This window comes from Phenylobacterium sp. (genome assembly GCF_036495085.1).
Classification (GTDB): domain Bacteria; phylum Pseudomonadota; class Alphaproteobacteria; order Caulobacterales; family Caulobacteraceae; genus Phenylobacterium.
In genome coordinates this window covers 1-14,772 of record NZ_DASXNL010000192.1, presented here as the reverse complement: position 1 = coordinate 14,772, position 14,772 = coordinate 1, and the positions used below count along the sequence as shown (strand labels likewise).

The following is a 14,772-nucleotide window of genomic DNA, read 5'->3' as shown; positions in this document are numbered from 1 at the left end:
AAAATCACTGTGTATGTGCAAAACGGAATGCGCCCGCGAGTTGGCCCGCGGGCGAAGAGCGGCGGACTTATACGCATGGGAGCCGGGGTGTCAACGCGAGACGGGCGTAAACCCGCCAGCGCGGCGTGCGGCCGCCACTATTGCCGAATCCTGTGAACTGATTTGGGCTTAGACCTCAACAACGGCCTTGCCGACGGGGGTCAGGGCCAGCATCGCCAGTTTCACGTGCTGCCAAGCGAAGGGGATGCCGATGATGGTCACCGCAAGCGCGGCGGCCAGGAGGATATGGTGCAGCGCCAACCACCAGCCCGCCAGCAGCAGCCACAGGATGTTCAAGAGAACACTGGCGGCCCCTGAGTGACGGTCCACGACCACCTTTCCGAATGGCCAATAGCTGAAGCCGGCGATGCGGAAGGCCGCCGGCGTCCAGGGCAGACCCACGATCGTTATCGCCAGGACCAGGCCGGCAAGAATCCATAGGCTGCCGGATATCCAGCCGCCGAGGATGAACCAAAGGATATTCAGCAAAAGTCGCATGGCCGCTCCGTAGGTTGCGCTGCTGTAGCACAAGCGCTCCCAGGCTGGACCATGGTGGAGCCCTAGGCCGGTCGCGCCCTGCGGCGGCGCAAGGCCGTCCCCACCCCGAAGAAGCCGGTGATAAGCATCGCCCAGGTCGCCGGTTCCGGAACAACGCCCGGGCCGCCGTGCCCCCCCGGAACTCCGGGACCATCGGGCGGGAGGATGGACGGGGGTAGCTCCGGCGGCGGGCCGGGAGGTGTGAGCGGGGGCTGGCGGGGACCGCCGGGCCCTCCCCCGCCGGGGCCGCCGCCCGGCGGAGACACGAATCCGCCGGTGGGCGTGACCCCGCCGGAACCGCCGGGGCCTTCCGGGAAGAAATCAGGCGTGAAAGTCGCCGGGCCGATCTGCGGCGGAACCACGGGAGCCAGGTCGGCGACGTCGACGCCGGGCGCGGTCGTGGGACCGGCGAGTTCAGCCAGCAGGAGTTCTGGCGCTTCGGGTCCGACTGCGCCGGGCATGGGCGTCAGCATCGCCTCATGAGTTCCGCAGGCGCGGGGTCGCAGGATGTAGCGGGACCGGCGAAGCAGCGGAGCCTTGGGGCCATGCGTTGCCCCCCCCTTGTGCGCCTTGTGCCGCTTCGGAGCCGCGACCGAAGTCTTATGGACCGCGAGATGGGGGACACGAACGTGCGGGTGGGGGACATGACGCACCGCAACTGAGATCCGCTCCCAGCAATCGCTCAGCGGATTTGCGGCAGCGGGCGAAGCGCTGAAACCGACAATTATCGCCGAAAGCACAACGGCGGCCCACGGGGCGCGGCGCGTTGCGAGGTGGGTAGCGGAATCGAACTTAAGCTGCACTGTCTGGCCGTTGTTAATCGGCCAAGGAGGCGTTCGCATGAACAACCTTAACCGCAGCCCATTGTGCAGCTTTCTTAAGACTTGGTAAATAGCTAAGCTTGTTTATGGTTAATGGGCGATCGCGGCTCTTCACGCGGCCCATCAACGATTACGGGGGGATAGCACGCCGCGGGCCCCCTCGAGCCGCGCCCAACCGCCGCAGCGCGTATCGTCTCGATCCTCGCGCGCCGCCCAGCGGGCGCGTCGGGAAACCAAGACGCGCTAAGGGTCAACTGACAGGTGATCTCCGGGTTTCTACCCCTAGGCGCACGCCCCTCGCGGGCGTACCTTACTGATGAGGGACGGCGTAGGAGCTGTCACGATGCCACCTTTGGGGGTTCGGGTTCTAGTCACCCTGGTTGGGGCGGCGGTTGCGGGACCGTCGGCCGCAGCAAGTCTTGAAGCCTCGGCGTGGGCGATTATCCCCGAAGAGGCTCAGTGCCACGCCGACCTCGAGTTGATCGCGAGATCAGGCACGGTCGCTCCTGTGACGCTCATTTCCGATGGCGATCGGGTCTCTTTGAGGTTCGCCAGGGAGGAGCTTCCCAGCCAGGCTTTCCTGCCAATCCGCATTGACCAGAAGCCGTTCTCCAATCTCGTCCAGCGCACCGGCGATGAAGGGCTCGCGCTCATGGGCCTGAGCAACGAGACGCTGGCCGCCATGCGCCACGGCAAGACCCTGCAGATCGCCTGGCTGGCCGACGAGGCCGTGAGCGGCTCACTGGCCGGAGCGTCTCAGGGGCTGGCCGACCTCAGGACCTGCGGCGCCCAGGTGCTTGCCCAACGCAAAGCGCGTGATGCGGAAATGGAGGCGCGGCGGGCCAAGGTCGAGGCCGACCTCCGAGCCAGGGCGGTGGCCGACGAGCAGATCGCCGCCGCCAAGGCGGTGCGCCAGCGGGCGGCCGCGGAGACCGAAGAACTGGCCGCCCAGGCTGCGCAGCAACGCGCCATGGCTGACGCCGAACGGCAGCGCGAGTATTCCGACGAACGCCAGAGGGCGGTGGCGGCCAGGAACTACTACTATTACGACGACAGGCGCTCCCCACCGCCCCCGGACCCCTACGTCTACTACCGGCCCTACTATCCGCGTTGACGCCCAAGGCCCGAGTGCTCGACACCTGCGCTTCATTGTGGCTAAGCTCGCCGTCACTTAACGGGAGGACGGGGCCATGATCCGCATAGCGGTGGCTGTCAGTATCCTCGCAAGCTTAGCGTCGAGCGCCAGCGCGCAAGTCAATTCCGCAAATCTCAAGTGGGGACCAGCGCCGGCGATATTCCCAAAAGGCGCCCAGATGGCTGTACTTTCAGGCGATCCGGGCAAAGCCGGCGAGTTCGTCATCAGGCTGAAGATGCCGGCAGGCTACAAGATCCCTGCACATCATCATCCGACTGATGAATATGTGACCGTGATGACCGGCGACTTCAGCCTGGGGATGGGCGACAAGCTCGATCCGGCCAAGAGCGCGGCGCTGGCGCCTGGCGGGTTCGCTGAAGCGCCCAAGGGCATGAACCACTACGCCTTCACCAAGGCAGGTGCGGTGGTGCAGGTCTCAGCCGATGGACCGTTCGTAATGACCTACGCCAATCCCAAGGACGACCCGACCCGGAAGTAGCGGTCGGGTTCAGCCTTCGGGGTAGTGGTCGGTGAAGCGGCCGAGCTTGCAGGCGTAACCCTCGGGTGGCGGGGTAAGTTTGAAGGTCCCTGGATCGCTGCCCTTCGGATGCGAGGCCAGGGTCTCCAACGCCCAGGTGTTGAAGGCCTGGGTATTGACCTGCGGCCACATGTGGCCGTGGCCGGCGGTGCAGGCCACGTGCACCACATCCTTCATCGAGGCGAAGTAGTTGGACGCGGCTTGCGTCGAGGGGCGGTAGTCGGCGCAGAGCACCCCGTCGCACTTCCAAAGATCATTCGCCCCGCCCCAGACGGTGATCACGATCATGGGGTCGAGACGTCGCTTGAGCGGGAACGGGCCGACGCGGCCCTGGTGGATCTTGGCGGGGGCGGCGGCCACGGCCGCGCGGGCGGCCTCGAACGAAAGCGGAGTCCCGTCGTCCTTGGTTACGTACCACTCGCCGGAGATCGGCAAGCCGCCGGCCCAGAAGTCGGAGCGGAAGGTCAGCGCCCGGTTGGTCATGGTGCCACCCGAGGAAATACCGCCCAGGTACATACGCCGTGCGTCGGCCGGAAAGGTCTTGGCCGCGCACTTCACCGCCGCGATGAGGAAGCTGGAGTCCGGTCCCCCGTCACCTTTCCACTGATCGCCGGAGGCGCTGCCGGCGCGCCCCTCGAACCAGGGGTTCCAGTTCCAGCCTCCCGAACCCGGGCCATTGCAGGCGCCCGCCTTCAGGTTCGGGTCCTGCTTGGCGCATTCGCGCACCGGCCCGATCACAAGAAAGCCCCGGGCGGCCATCAGTGAGGTCGCACCGCTGCGGGGGACGGTGAGGTTGTCCATCGTGGACTCCACCGAACCGGTGAGCGGTACGAACACAGGCGCAGCCCCGGCCACGCCTTGCGGCGGATAGACGATAAACGCGCGCTTCAGTCCCTTGTGCGGGAAGTCCGTGTTGAGGCCCGCCTTGACCACGTAGCCGTCCGGGCACTCGCCCTTCAGCCCTGCGGCCAGGGACGGCGCCCCCGGGGCCAACGTGATCATGGCCGTCAATACTCCGAGCCATTTGCGCACGCGTCGCTCCCGAGGGCCGAATTCGTCGCAACTTCCGGCGGGGCCGCCTTGAACACAAGTCACCCTCGCCATCGCCCTTGCCTCCGCGGGGCGCGATGGCGAAGGTCGCGCCGCCTTGTTTTCCGGAGTTCGCTGTGCGCCGCCCACCCCTCGTCGCCTTCACCCTGGCTGTCGTCGCCGCTTCCGCAGCCTGCGCCCAGCCCCTGCCGATCGAGCATCCGCTGTTGCACGACCTTGCCGGGCAGGTCTCTGCCGATCGCGAACGCGCAACGATCGCCAAGCTCGTATCCTTCGGGACCCGCCACACGCTGTCCGAGACCAAATCGGAAACCCGGGGCATCGGCGCGGCCCGTCGTTGGGTCGCCGGGGAATTCGCGGCCATGTCCAGGGACTGCGGCGGCTGCCTCACCATCGAGACGCCCAGCCAGGTGTTCACCGGCCGCCGGATCCCCAGCCCCACCGAGGTGATGGACGTGCTGGCGATCCAGCGCGGCACCAGTGACCCCGAGCGGGTGATCGTCATCTCCGGCCACATCGACAGCCGCGTCACTGACGTCATGAACGTCACGTCCGACGCGCCCGGCGCGAACGACGACGCTTCGGGCGTCGCCGTGGTGATGGAAGCCGCCAGGGTGCTCTCGAAGCACAAGTTCCCCGCCACCCTGGTCTACGCCGTACTCTCCGGTGAGGAGCAGGGGCTGTACGGCGGCAAGGTGCTGGCCGACTACGCCAAGGCCGAGAGCTGGCGTGTGGAGGCCGACCTCAACAACGACATCGTCGGCAACTCCGAGGGCCTAACGGGGACGCGCGAGACAAACCGGGTGCGCGTGTTCTCCGAGGGCACCAAGGCCGTGGAGACAAAGGAGGAGGCCGACAAGCGCCGCTACAACGGCGGCGAGGTGGACAGTCCTTCGCGCAACCTCGCCCGGTTCATCGACGGCCTGGCTGATCGTTACCTGGCGAATTTCAGCGTCACCATGGTCTACCGAACCGACCGCTTTGGCCGCGGCGGCGACCAGACGGAGATGCTGAACGCGGGTTTCCCTGCCGTGCGCATCACCGAGGCCAACGAGAACTACAACCGCCAGCACCAGGACGTGCGCACTGAGGGCGGCGTGCGCTACGGCGACGTCATCGAGGGCGTGGATTTCGCCTACCTGGCCCAGGTCACGCGCCTGAACGTGGTCTCCATGGCGGCGCTGGCCCAGGCGCCGGCCCCGCCGACCCGGGTCGAGACTTCCGGCGCGGTCTCGGTCGACACCACGGTGAAGTGGAAGCCGGCAGCCGACGCGGCCCGCTATCGACTGTGGTGGCGGGCCACCACAGACCCGCAGTGGCGCTACAGCCGCGAGGCTTCGCCCACCGGCCAGGCGGTCCTCAAGGCGGTCAATATTGACGACTGGTTCTTCGGCGTGAGCGCGCTCAGCGCCGAAGGCTACGAAAGCCCGGTCGTGTTCCCCGGCTCGCCGGGCAGCTGGGCGCATGAAGAGCCGCTCGCGCCGAAGACGCCCTAGGAGAACGAAGGGGGGCAGGTAACCCGGATTTGACAGCTCGCGCGTTATCTCGGGAACTGCGGGCAGGATCCGACCTGAGATGACCCCTCGAGCCCCCTTCGGACGGCTGACCCTCGCAGCCGGCATCGCCTTCTTCGCCTCGCCGGCCGCGCGGGCCGCGGTCTATACGGTGCTTGCCCAGAGCCCCGACGAGATGACCGTCATCGATCCGGCCGCGGCTGGACGCCCGGGCGCCCAAGGTGTCGTACGCAAGGTGTGGAGCGTCAGCGTCAAGCGCAGCCTGGCCGCCGAAGGCCCGCCACAGCCCGGTTATGTTCGCATACTGAACGAGTACGACTGCTCACGGCGCCGTGTGCGCTGGCGGAGCTTTTCGGTCTACTCCCGGTTCGGCGCCCTGCTGTTGAAGAAGGACAACACCATAGACGCCTGGACCCCAGCCGCCGGCGACGACGGCGAGGCGAGCGCCGGCATGCGGGTGGTCTGTGACGGCGATACCGGCCGCTCTGCGATCGCGGCGAAATCGATAAGCCAGGTGGTGATCGCCCAGATCCAGGCCTGGGACGAGGCTGCGCCCCTGCCGTCGCCGCAGCCGGCGCCGGCGGCGCGCGCGAAGAAGACCTCGAAGTCCGCCGGGCGGCCCAGGAAGCCGACAACAGCCGGCGCGCGCTAGCGCGCGGGCCGCAGCGACGAGATCGCGTCCAGCATCCCGATGCGGCCGGTGTCGTCGATACTCCGATCGATCGTCGCACAGCGGCCGCGGAAGTTGGCGTCCGTACAGACGATCCACGGCCCGGAGCGGCGATCGAGCTGGATCGAGCGGATTCGATCGTTCATGCCGGTGTTGGCGAGATTGGGCATGTCACGATCTATTCGGGCCGAAGGCCCCCGCCAGCCGCGCTGGGCGAAGACCGTGAGGCCACCGCCGATTCCGCCTCCCGGTTGCGGACGAAATCCGGGCCCGGGTCGCGGCGGCGGTGGAGGTGGCGGGATCGCGCCCGCCGGAGGCCCGCCGGCGCCCGGCCCCGTGCAGGACAGCGCCCCGGACGGATCGACCCCGATGTCGCCGCTGCAGCTCAGTATGTTGATCGAGGACTGGCCGCCGCCCTGCGAACCTTGGCACCGAGCGCTCAGGAACTGGCCGTTTAGTTGAATATCGTGGCAGTATCGCTGGTAGCTGCCCGGCGGAATCCCGCGCTGAGCGTGGGCCGGCAGCGAGGCCATCGCGAGCAGCGCGACCGCGCCCATCCCCAAGAGCATCCTCATCCGCGTTTCCTCAAGTGGCCCCCGCGGCAAGCTTACGCTGCAGGCGGCGATTGGCGAGCCTTCTGACGGGCGCGCCGATCGCGTATCGGTTCTCACGTGAAGATCATGATCCTCGCCATCGGCCGTCTGGCCCGCTCACCCGAGATGGAGTTGGTGAAGCTCTATACGGGGCGCGCGACCAGTTCCGGACGCGCCCTGGGCCTTGGGCCCGTGGAGGTGATCGAGGTCGAGAGCCGCAAGCCGGGCAAGGCCGCAGAGGCCGAGGCGCTCATGCCGCACCTGAATGACGCCCACGTCATCGCCTGCGACGAACACGGGCGCGCGAGGTCCTCGCGGGTCTTCGCCGACGAAATCGCGACGCTGCGCGATCGCGGCATACGCAGGCTGGCCTTCGTGATCGGCGGCGCCGACGGCCTCGACCCCACCCTGCTCGCCCAGGCGAACGGCAAGCTGGCGTTTGGACCGCAGACCTGGCCTCACGCCCTGGCGCGCGCCATGTTGGCCGAACAGGTCTATCGAGCGGTCACAATCCTGGCCGGATCGCCCTATCATCGAGACGGATGAAAACCGTACTGATCCTTCCTCTGAGCCTGGCCGCCCTGACACTGGGCGCGGTCGCCGTGGCTGCGACCGGCGAACGGCTGGCGCGATTGAATGTCGCAGAGACCGAGCTCTCGGCCGAGCAGGCTCACAACATGAGCCAGCTATCTCGCCTGCTCACGGTCCTGGAGCAACTGAAGCGCGACCCACCGCCGGCGCTTCTGGTGGCCCCAAAGGACGCCCGGGACGCTGTCCGGGCCGCCATCCTGGTCAAGGCGATGACACCTGAGTTGCAGGCGCGCGCCATGGGCTACGCCGAGGAGGCCGGTGAGATGATGCGCCAGCGGCGGCTGGCCGCCGTCGAGAGCGAAGCCTTGTTCACCAGTGAAAGCGAAGTCGCCGAAGCCAGTCCCCCGCCGACCCCGCCAAACTTGCGCCAAGCGCCTGCCGCGAGGGTCGCCGAAACCGCCATCACGCCGCCGCAAAGCCTCTCTAGTCCGACCCCGGGCCCCATCGTGCGGCGGTTCGGCGAGGCGTTGGCAAGCGGCGGCCGCTCCAATGGTCTTACCTTCGCCGCCGCCGGCGGGGCCAGGGTCGCCAGCCCCGGCCCGGGAACCGTTCAATACGTAGGCCCCGTGAAGGGATGGGGCGTCATCTTGATATTAAGACTGGCGGGCGGATACCATCTGGTGCTTGCTGGGCTGGACAGGACATCGGTTTCGGTCGGGCAATCTGTCGCGGCGGGTCAGGCTGTCGGATGGATGCCGGAGGGCCGACAATCGAACGGCGATGGGGCGGACGGTCAGAGACCCTCCAGGGAACTCTACCTGGAGGTCCGAGAACAGGGTGCGCCGGTGGATCCGGGGCGCTGGCTGAACAAAGCGGGCTGAGCGCCATTGGTGCTTGAGAGGGGCCTGTTTCACACGCGGGTCCCTGCGCCTTAAGGCCAGGCCCATAAGGAGCCTACGGCAGGCGATGAAAAAGTACCTACTTATCGGCGCTTCGGCCTTCGTCCTCGGCGCGGGATCCATGGCTTACGTAAGTCAGCACGCCGTGGCCGCAGCCACCCCGAAGGCCAACACCTACCGGATGCTGGGCCTGTTCGGCGATGTGCTCGACACGGTGGAGCGCCAGTACGTCACGCCGGTGGATGACACGAAATTGATCCATGCCGCGCTCGACGGAATGCTGACCTCCCTCGATCCGCATTCCGGCTACCTCGACCCCGAAGGCTTCGATGACATGCGCGATCAGACGCGCGGCGAATACGGTGGCCTCGGACTGGAAGTGACCAGCGAAGACGGTGTGGTCAAGGTGATCTCGCCGATCGACGACACCCCTGCCGCCAAGGCCGGCCTCAAGCCCGGCGACTACATCACCGCGGTAAACGGCGACAGCGTGCTTGGCCTCTCCGTCAGCGACGCGGTCAAGCAGATGCGCGGCAAGCCCGGGGAGACGGTGACGCTGACCATCGCCCGCGAGAAGTCCGATCCCTTCGACGTCAAGGTGGTCCGCGAGATCATCAAGCAGAAGACCGCGACCGCGCGGCTGGAAGGCGACTACGGCGTCCTGCGGATTTCAGGTTTCGACGAGAAGACCACCGACGAGGCGCAGGCCGCCTTCGCCGCGATCCACGCCAAGAACCCGAAGATGAAAGGCCTGATCCTCGACCTTCGCCGCAACCCAGGCGGCCTGCTCGACCAAGCTGTCGGCGTCTCGGATCTCTTCCTGGAAGGTGGCGAGATCGTCAGTCAGCGCGGCCGCGATCCGCGCGACGTCGAACGCTATAACGCCCGCCCCGGCGACATAACCAACGGGATGCCGATGGTCGTGCTGATCGATAACGGCACGGCTTCGGCCGCCGAGATCGTCGCCGGCGCCTTGCAGGACCGCAAACGCGCCGAAATCGTCGGCCTGACGAGCTTCGGAAAGGGCTCCGTCCAGACGGTGATTCCGCTCCGCGGCGGCATGGACGGGGCGCTGAAGCTGACGACGGCGCGCTACTACACGCCCTCGGGCCGCTCCATCCAGAAGACCGGCATCGAACCCGACCTGGAGGTCGCCTCCACCAAGGACGAGGCCCAGACGATCGCCAACCACGCCTTCCAGTTCTCGGAAGCGTCCTTCAAAAACGCGCTCAACGCCGAAGAGGGCAAGGTGCGGAAAGCGCCACATGCGCCGGCCGAGGCGCCACCGGACAATTTCGACGCCAAGAAGGACTTCCAATTGGCGCGCGCCGAGGATGTCCTGCACTACGGCTCCGTCGCCCTGACTCCGAAACTTCCGCGGCCTACAGCCAAGCTTGCGGAGATCTACAGCAAGGCCAAGGTCGCCGAGGCGAAGCCCGCGGTTCCGCCATCGAAGTAGGCCCCCTCTTCAACGGCGCGTCCCGCCCCGGAAATCTGTGCCGGGGCCGGGCTATGGGAAGTCATCGTTAACCCTGTTTTGGGAGGCTCCGCTTGCGAGGAGCACCCAAAGCTGTGGCGATGACCGCACTTCCCCGAATCGATCCTCTCCGCTGGACCACGCGGGGCGTCATGGGGCTACGGCCGCAGGTCCTGCTGGCCAACCGTTTCGCCGGCCTGGCTGCCGCAAGCCTCTTGCTGATCGTCGCGGTGACGGTGCTCGTGCGACTGCTCGGGCCCGCAAACCATGATCCCAACGCCGTACGCATATCGCTCGGCCAGGCGTTGAAGCGCGCCCCACAGGGCTGGCGCGAGAGACTGACCCCGATCCACGGTCCTGTGCAGATCGGACAAGATGTGGTTCGGCTTTCCACACAGCCGCTGCCTGCGATGTCCGCGGCTGCTCCGCAGGCGCGCGGCGCTTCGCAGCCTCCAACCGCGGGCGCGCCTCTGCCAGCCGCCCCGCTGGCAGGCTTCTTTGCGCCCGGCCTCGCAGGACCTTTGCCGATCATCGCCCAGGACGGGCGCACGCCGTTCCAGGTTTACCGCAGGCCGTTCCTCGCCAACGGACGGCCGAAGGTGGCCATTGTGATCGGCGGCCTCGGACTTAACGAGCGCGCGACGCAGGCGGCCGTGGCGACCCTTCCGCCCGAGGTCACCCTATCCTTTTCGCCATACGCCGAAGGCCTGCAGGGATGGATCGACATGGCGCGCGCTCATGGCCACGAGGTGCTGCTGGAGGCGCCGATGGAGCCGATCGACTATCCCGACAACGATCCGGGTCCCTACACCCTGATGGCCGGGGCCAAGGGACCGGAGACCGTCAGGAAGCTGGAATGGATTCTTTCGCGAGCCACCGGCTACTTCGGCGTGACGAATTATCTGGGCTCACGCTTTCTGGCCTCCGACAGCGCCTATCAGGCATTTGCCGGCGTCGTGCGAGGCCGCGGCCTTGCCTTTATCGACGACGGGGCGGCTGTGCGTCGGGCCAGCTCTGGAATGGTCCGTGGCTCTGCAGAGCGGATGATCGACGACCAGCTTAACCCTGCGGCAATCGATCAGCAGCTCCTGGCCCTGGAGTCCGGCGCCCTGCAGCGCGGTCAGGCTCTCGGGTCGGGCTTCGCTTATCCTGTGACGCTCGAAAAAGTCGCAGCCTGGGCCAGGGCGCTTGATCAGCGCGGCTTCCAGTTGGCGCCGGCCTCGGCGTTGACCGGGCAATAGGCTAGAAGCCTTAAGCGTATGGCTGATGATCTCGAGCAATATCGCCCGAACGTGGGCGTCGTTCTGTTCCACCCGGACGGACGCGTCTGGCTGGGCCGACGCGCCAACACGCCGGGGCCGCACAACTGGCAGTTTCCGCAGGGCGGTATCGACCCGGGCGAGGACCTGGAGACCGCTGCGCGGCGAGAGCTCTTCGAGGAGACCGGCGCCCAACAGCTGACTTTCCTTGGCCGAACCGAGGGCTGGGTCGCCTACGACTTTCCGGCCGGCCACAAAAGCAGCAAGGCGTTGCGGGGCTGGCGGGGGCAAAAACAGGTCTGGTTTGCATTCCGCTTCGATGGACAGGACGCCGACTTCGATCTCATGTCCCACCCCCCTGCGGAATTCGACGCGTGGCGCTGGGCCTTCCTCAGGGAGGCGGCCGACCTCATCGTGCCGTTCAAAAAAGCCGCCTATGAGCGCGTGGTCGAGGCGTTCGGGAGCTTCGCCGCGACGCGCGGCCGCGCCTGAAGCCCTGGAGGCCGCTGAGCGACAGGCCTAAAGGTGGCGAGCGGCTGAGCTGCGGCGCCGCCGATTTCCGCAACGAGAGGATCAATGACAGCCATCGTCATGGTGCATGGCGCCTTCTGCGGGGGTTGGGCCTTCGAACGCTTCCGCGCGCCGTTCGCCGCGGCGGGCTACGATGTGATCACGCCTGATCTCAGGGGCCATAGCCCCGAGGACCCGCGCGAGGCCGTGGCGGGCTTGTCGATGACCGACTACGCCTCGGATATCCTCAAGCTCTGCGCGCAACTCCCGCAGCCGCCTGTGTTGCTCGGTCATTCGATGGGCGGGCTCGTGGCCCAGCTCGCCGCGCGCCGAGCGAACCTCAAGGCCCTGGTGCTGCTGGCGCCCTCGCCACCGTGGGGCGTCGCCGGTTCCAGCCTGGAAGAAGCAGCAACAGCCTTCGGAGTGCAGATGCTTGGCCCATTCGCTTCCAGCGCGTTGGCCCCCGACAAGAGCCTGATGCGCGCCTACAGCCTGAACCGTGTCCCCAAGGCCGAGCGGGAGGCGGTGGTGGCGCGATTGCGGCCCGAAAGCGCCAAGGCGGTACGCGAAACGCTGAATTGGTGGCTGGATCCCTTCATGACCACCAGCGTCGGCCCGGGGGCTTTGGCGGCGCCGAGCCTGGTGATCTGCGGCGAAGCCGATGTGGTGCACTCACCGCGCACCGCGCGAGCCGTTGCGGGGCGTCTGGGCGCCAATTTGACGACCATGCGCGACATGAGCCACTGGCTGGTCGGCGAGCCCGGCTGGGAGGATGTGGCGCACACCGCGCTGCAGTGGTTGGCGGCCTCAGGCCGTCCTGAGGAATCCCTCAAGAAGAGGGCGTGACGGACGTCATCGCGGGGCGGGTCAGCCTCGCCGCTTGAAACCAAGCCGCACAAGGCCCGCCAGCGCGACCAACGCCCATGAGCCCTCCATGGCTGTGGAGGACAGGTTGAAATCCGCAACCAGCAGCGAGACCAGGATCAGGCAGGCGCCGATCAGGTTCGCAAGCAGCGACCAGGCGCCCTTGGGATCAAGACGCCCGAGCGCGGCGCCTGCATACGCGACGAGGATCATCAGGACGCCGGCGAGACCCGCGGCGTCCGTCCAGCTCATTGGAAGTGGCGTTCCTGGTAGACAAACTCGGCGGTGGCGAAGTTCTTGTTGAGCGGGGTGTCATCCGGCTTGGTCATCGTCGAGAAATTGATGGCCGTCGAAGACGTGGAATCCAGGTGTTCCCAGGACTTGCGGACCCGCTTCACGCCGTCAGCGTCGGTGTTCACATAGTTGGCCTGCAGGATCAGCTCCGGCTGGTGCAGGAACGACCAGACGTTGAACGCGCTGACGATCGGCTTCTCCTGGCCAAGGGCATAGTGCACCTCGCCGCGGCAGGCGTCCTTGTTCACGCCCACCGGGAACATGGTCACGGTGTAGTTCCGGTCACCGCCAAGAGGCATCGACCAGGTCCCGTCGCGCCGGTTCTGCTTGAAGCCATTCGCCTTGGCGAGGTCGTCCAGCTTGCCGCCGCGCACCACAGGAATGCACAGCTTCTCGACGACGCCGAGCAGCACGGCGCCGTCGCCGGTGGTCGGAAGTGTCGGGGCGGCCTCACCCGTCGGCGCAGCGGTGGCGCCTTCGGATGGCGCCGCCGGGGTGGCGGCCGGGCCGGCGGGCGCTGAGGCCGCAGGCGCGGCCGCCGCGGGGGCCGGGGTTGACGCCGGAGGCGCCGCGGCGGCGGCCGGCGGCGTAGCCTGCGTGGCAGGCGTCTGAGCCTGAGCTGCGGACACGACGGCCGCCGTTGCGATCATGGTGACAAGGGCGGTGCGCATCTAAGTTTCCCTGACTTTTCAGCGGGCCATAAAACGGAACCATGGCGCCCGAAGCAAGGCCCCATGGTGGCTAATTTACAACTATAATTCAGGCTGATTCAACCGCGTGCTCGGCGAGCACGGTGAAGCCGTCCGGGGTGACATCCGCGAAGCCGCCGCGCACCTCGAAGACAGTGATCTTTCCGTCGCTGTGGACCCGAACCGGACCTTCCCTAAGCGCGGACATGAAGGGCGCATGGCCCGCCAGGACCCCGAAGTCACCTTCGGAGCCCGGCGCGTCGACCTGGTCCACGAGTCCCGAGAAGAGCTCGCGCTCCGGCGAGACCAGCGAAAAGTGCAGCTTATCGGCCATCGACCCTAGGCTTCCGCTGCCAGTTGCTCGGCCTTGCGGACCGCGTCCTCGATCGTGCCGACGTTGTAGAAGGCGGCTTCCGGCAGGTGGTCGAACTCGCCGTCGACCACCGCCTTGAACGAGCGGATGGTGTCTTCCAGGCTGACCAGCACGCCGGGCGTGTTGGTGAACTGCTCAGCCACGTGGAAGGGCTGCGACAGGAAGCGCTGGATCTTCCGGGCGCGGGCGACGGTCAGCTTGTCCTCTTCCGAAAGCTCGTCCATCCCCAGAATGGCGATGATGTCCTTGAGCGCCTTGTACTGCTGCAGGGTTTCCTGCACGCGGCGGGCGACCAGATAGTGCTCTTCACCGATCACCAGGGGATCCATGATCCGCGAGGTGGAGTCGAGCGGGTCCACGGCCGGGAAGATCGCCTGGGCGGCAATGTCGCGGCTGAGCACGGTCGTGGCGTCCAGGTGGGCGAACGAGGTCGCCGGCGCCGGGTCGGTCAGGTCGTCGGCGGGCACGTAGATCGCCTGCACCGAGGTGATCGATCCCTTGGATGTAGAGGTGATGCGCTCCTGCAGGTTACCCATCTCCGTAGCCAGGGTCGGCTGATAGCCCACGGCCGAGGGGATGCGGCCCAGGAGCGCCGACACTTCGGAGCCGGCCTGGGTGAAGCGGAAGATGTTGTCGATGAAGAGCAGCACGTCTTTGCCCTCTTCGTCGCGGAAGTACTCGGCCTGCGCGAGGCCGGTCAGCGCCACGCGGGCGCGGGCGCCCGGGGGCTCGTTCATCTGGCCGTAGACGAGGGCGCACTTTGAGCCCTCGGTGGAGCCGTTGTTCTTCTTCGGGTCCACGTTGACGTTGGACTCGATCATCTCGTGATAGAGGTCGTTGCCTTCGCGCGTCCGCTCGCCGACGCCGGCCAGCACGGAGTAGCCGCCGTAGGCCTTGGCGATGTTGTTGATCAACTCCTGCATCGTCACGGTCTTGCCGACGCCGGCGCCGCCGAACAGGCCGATCTTTCCACCCTTGG

General features: G+C 67.0%; 18 protein-coding genes. 10 read left to right on the top strand and 8 right to left on the bottom strand.

The window, feature by feature from the left end:
* Positions 1-168 precede the first annotated feature (168 nt).
* Both VGI62_RS21630 and VGI62_RS21625 read right to left on the bottom strand, forming a co-directional pair.
* Positions 169-537 carry a YccF domain-containing protein gene (locus VGI62_RS21630; RefSeq protein ID WP_331506666.1) on the bottom strand — a complete coding sequence of 123 codons (369 nt, stop codon included), beginning with the start codon at positions 535-537 and terminating at the stop codon, positions 169-171.
* Between the two features lie 62 nt (positions 538-599).
* Positions 600-1,049: a PEPxxWA-CTERM sorting domain-containing protein gene (locus tag VGI62_RS21625; RefSeq protein WP_331506665.1), complete on the bottom strand. Its 450-nt coding sequence runs from the start codon at positions 1,047-1,049 to the stop codon at positions 600-602.
* A gap of 691 nt (positions 1,050-1,740) precedes the next feature.
* Here VGI62_RS21625 and VGI62_RS21620 point away from each other — a divergent pair.
* Together VGI62_RS21620 and VGI62_RS21615 are read left to right on the top strand one after the other, a co-directional pair.
* The gene (locus VGI62_RS21620; RefSeq protein WP_331506664.1) at positions 1,741-2,511 is read left to right on the top strand and encodes a hypothetical protein; all 771 of its coding nucleotides are present in this window, start codon (positions 1,741-1,743) and stop codon (positions 2,509-2,511) included.
* 76 nt (positions 2,512-2,587) lie between these two features.
* On the top strand, positions 2,588-3,031 hold the full coding sequence (locus tag VGI62_RS21615; RefSeq protein ID WP_331506663.1) for a cupin domain-containing protein: 444 nt from the start codon (positions 2,588-2,590) through the stop codon (positions 3,029-3,031).
* A gap of 9 nt (positions 3,032-3,040) precedes the next feature.
* On the opposite strand, the gene VGI62_RS21610 is transcribed toward VGI62_RS21615, so the two are convergent.
* Positions 3,041-4,072: a prolyl oligopeptidase family serine peptidase gene (locus VGI62_RS21610; RefSeq protein WP_331506662.1), complete on the bottom strand. Its 1,032-nt coding sequence runs from the start codon at positions 4,070-4,072 to the stop codon at positions 3,041-3,043.
* Positions 4,073-4,236: 164 nt separating this feature from the next.
* On the opposite strand from VGI62_RS21610, the gene VGI62_RS21605 reads away from it, so the two are divergent.
* A complete protein-coding gene (locus VGI62_RS21605; RefSeq protein WP_331506661.1) occupies positions 4,237-5,616 on the top strand; it encodes a M28 family peptidase in 1,380 nt (459 codons plus the stop codon).
* A gap of 79 nt (positions 5,617-5,695) precedes the next feature.
* Positions 5,696-6,286, top strand: coding sequence for a surface-adhesin E family protein (locus VGI62_RS21600; RefSeq protein WP_331506660.1), 591 nt, complete (start codon positions 5,696-5,698; stop codon positions 6,284-6,286).
* Here the strand turns inward: VGI62_RS21600 and VGI62_RS21595 are convergent.
* Positions 6,283-6,879, bottom strand: coding sequence for a beta/gamma crystallin-related protein (locus VGI62_RS21595; RefSeq protein WP_331506659.1), 597 nt, complete (start codon positions 6,877-6,879; stop codon positions 6,283-6,285). The genes VGI62_RS21600 and VGI62_RS21595 overlap by 4 nt on opposite strands.
* Before the next feature lie 96 nt (positions 6,880-6,975).
* On the opposite strand from VGI62_RS21595, the gene rlmH reads away from it, so the two are divergent.
* From rlmH to VGI62_RS21565, 6 genes are all read left to right on the top strand, one after another.
* Entirely contained in the window at positions 6,976-7,443 is a 468-nt protein-coding gene (gene rlmH, locus VGI62_RS21590; RefSeq protein ID WP_331506658.1) for a 23S rRNA (pseudouridine(1915)-N(3))-methyltransferase RlmH, read from the top strand.
* Complete coding sequence (locus VGI62_RS21585) at positions 7,440-8,309, top strand: murein hydrolase activator EnvC family protein (RefSeq protein ID WP_331506656.1); 870 nt, start codon at positions 7,440-7,442, stop codon at positions 8,307-8,309. Before rlmH ends, VGI62_RS21585 begins: the two co-directional genes overlap by 4 nt.
* 85 nt (positions 8,310-8,394) lie before the next feature.
* Positions 8,395-9,786, top strand: coding sequence for a S41 family peptidase (locus tag VGI62_RS21580; protein WP_331506654.1), 1,392 nt, complete (start codon positions 8,395-8,397; stop codon positions 9,784-9,786).
* Positions 9,787-9,905: 119 nt separating this feature from the next.
* A complete protein-coding gene (locus VGI62_RS21575; RefSeq protein ID WP_331506653.1) occupies positions 9,906-11,045 on the top strand; it encodes a divergent polysaccharide deacetylase family protein in 1,140 nt (379 codons plus the stop codon).
* An 18-nt stretch (positions 11,046-11,063) separates the two neighbouring features.
* Positions 11,064-11,555, top strand: coding sequence for an RNA pyrophosphohydrolase (locus VGI62_RS21570; protein WP_331506651.1), 492 nt, complete (start codon positions 11,064-11,066; stop codon positions 11,553-11,555).
* 84 nt (positions 11,556-11,639) lie between these two features.
* The gene (locus tag VGI62_RS21565) at positions 11,640-12,419 is read left to right on the top strand and encodes an alpha/beta hydrolase (RefSeq protein WP_331506649.1); all 780 of its coding nucleotides are present in this window, start codon (positions 11,640-11,642) and stop codon (positions 12,417-12,419) included.
* 21 nt (positions 12,420-12,440) lie between these two features.
* Here VGI62_RS21565 and VGI62_RS21560 read toward each other — a convergent pair whose 3' ends face one another.
* The 4 genes from VGI62_RS21560 to atpD all read right to left on the bottom strand — a co-directional run.
* Positions 12,441-12,689 (bottom strand): CBU_0592 family membrane protein, encoded by a 249-nt coding sequence (locus tag VGI62_RS21560; protein WP_331506648.1) that lies wholly within the window; start codon positions 12,687-12,689, stop codon positions 12,441-12,443.
* Positions 12,686-13,402 carry a hypothetical protein gene (locus VGI62_RS21555; protein ID WP_331506647.1) on the bottom strand — a complete coding sequence of 239 codons (717 nt, stop codon included), beginning with the start codon at positions 13,400-13,402 and terminating at the stop codon, positions 12,686-12,688. Before VGI62_RS21555 ends, VGI62_RS21560 begins: the two co-directional genes overlap by 4 nt.
* 88 nt (positions 13,403-13,490) lie before the next feature.
* Positions 13,491-13,754, bottom strand: a complete 264-nt coding sequence (locus VGI62_RS21550; protein WP_331506646.1) for an ATP synthase F1 subunit epsilon — start codon at positions 13,752-13,754, stop codon at positions 13,491-13,493.
* A gap of 5 nt (positions 13,755-13,759) precedes the next feature.
* Positions 13,760-14,772: F0F1 ATP synthase subunit beta (atpD, locus tag VGI62_RS21545; RefSeq protein ID WP_331506645.1), on the bottom strand; the 1,013-nt coding region annotated here is incomplete at its 5' end.

Bases quoted from the DNA above. Each gene is read 5' to 3' on its own strand.
- VGI62_RS21570 (WP_331506651.1), top strand. From the start codon at position 11,064: ATGGCTGATGATCTCGAGCAATATCGCCCGAACGTGGGCGTCGTTCTG.
- VGI62_RS21550 (WP_331506646.1), bottom strand. From the start codon at position 13,754: ATGGCCGATAAGCTGCACTTTTCGCTGGTCTCGCCGGAGCGCGAGCTC.
- VGI62_RS21615 (WP_331506663.1), top strand. From the start codon at position 2,588: ATGATCCGCATAGCGGTGGCTGTCAGTATCCTCGCAAGCTTAGCGTCG.
- VGI62_RS21600 (WP_331506660.1), top strand. From the start codon at position 5,696: ATGACCCCTCGAGCCCCCTTCGGACGGCTGACCCTCGCAGCCGGCATC.
- VGI62_RS21585 (WP_331506656.1), top strand. From the start codon at position 7,440: ATGAAAACCGTACTGATCCTTCCTCTGAGCCTGGCCGCCCTGACACTG.
- VGI62_RS21595 (WP_331506659.1), bottom strand. From the start codon at position 6,879: ATGAGGATGCTCTTGGGGATGGGCGCGGTCGCGCTGCTCGCGATGGCC.
- VGI62_RS21555 (WP_331506647.1), bottom strand. From the start codon at position 13,402: ATGCGCACCGCCCTTGTCACCATGATCGCAACGGCGGCCGTCGTGTCC.
- VGI62_RS21565 (WP_331506649.1), top strand. From the start codon at position 11,640: ATGACAGCCATCGTCATGGTGCATGGCGCCTTCTGCGGGGGTTGGGCC.
- VGI62_RS21575 (WP_331506653.1), top strand. From the start codon at position 9,906: ATGACCGCACTTCCCCGAATCGATCCTCTCCGCTGGACCACGCGGGGC.
- VGI62_RS21625 (WP_331506665.1), bottom strand. From the start codon at position 1,049: ATGCTGACGCCCATGCCCGGCGCAGTCGGACCCGAAGCGCCAGAACTC.
- VGI62_RS21610 (WP_331506662.1), bottom strand. From the start codon at position 4,072: ATGATCACGTTGGCCCCGGGGGCGCCGTCCCTGGCCGCAGGGCTGAAG.
- VGI62_RS21560 (WP_331506648.1), bottom strand. From the start codon at position 12,689: ATGAGCTGGACGGACGCCGCGGGTCTCGCCGGCGTCCTGATGATCCTC.
- VGI62_RS21630 (WP_331506666.1), bottom strand. From the start codon at position 537: ATGCGACTTTTGCTGAATATCCTTTGGTTCATCCTCGGCGGCTGGATA.
- VGI62_RS21580 (WP_331506654.1), top strand. From the start codon at position 8,395: ATGAAAAAGTACCTACTTATCGGCGCTTCGGCCTTCGTCCTCGGCGCG.
- VGI62_RS21620 (WP_331506664.1), top strand. From the start codon at position 1,741: ATGCCACCTTTGGGGGTTCGGGTTCTAGTCACCCTGGTTGGGGCGGCG.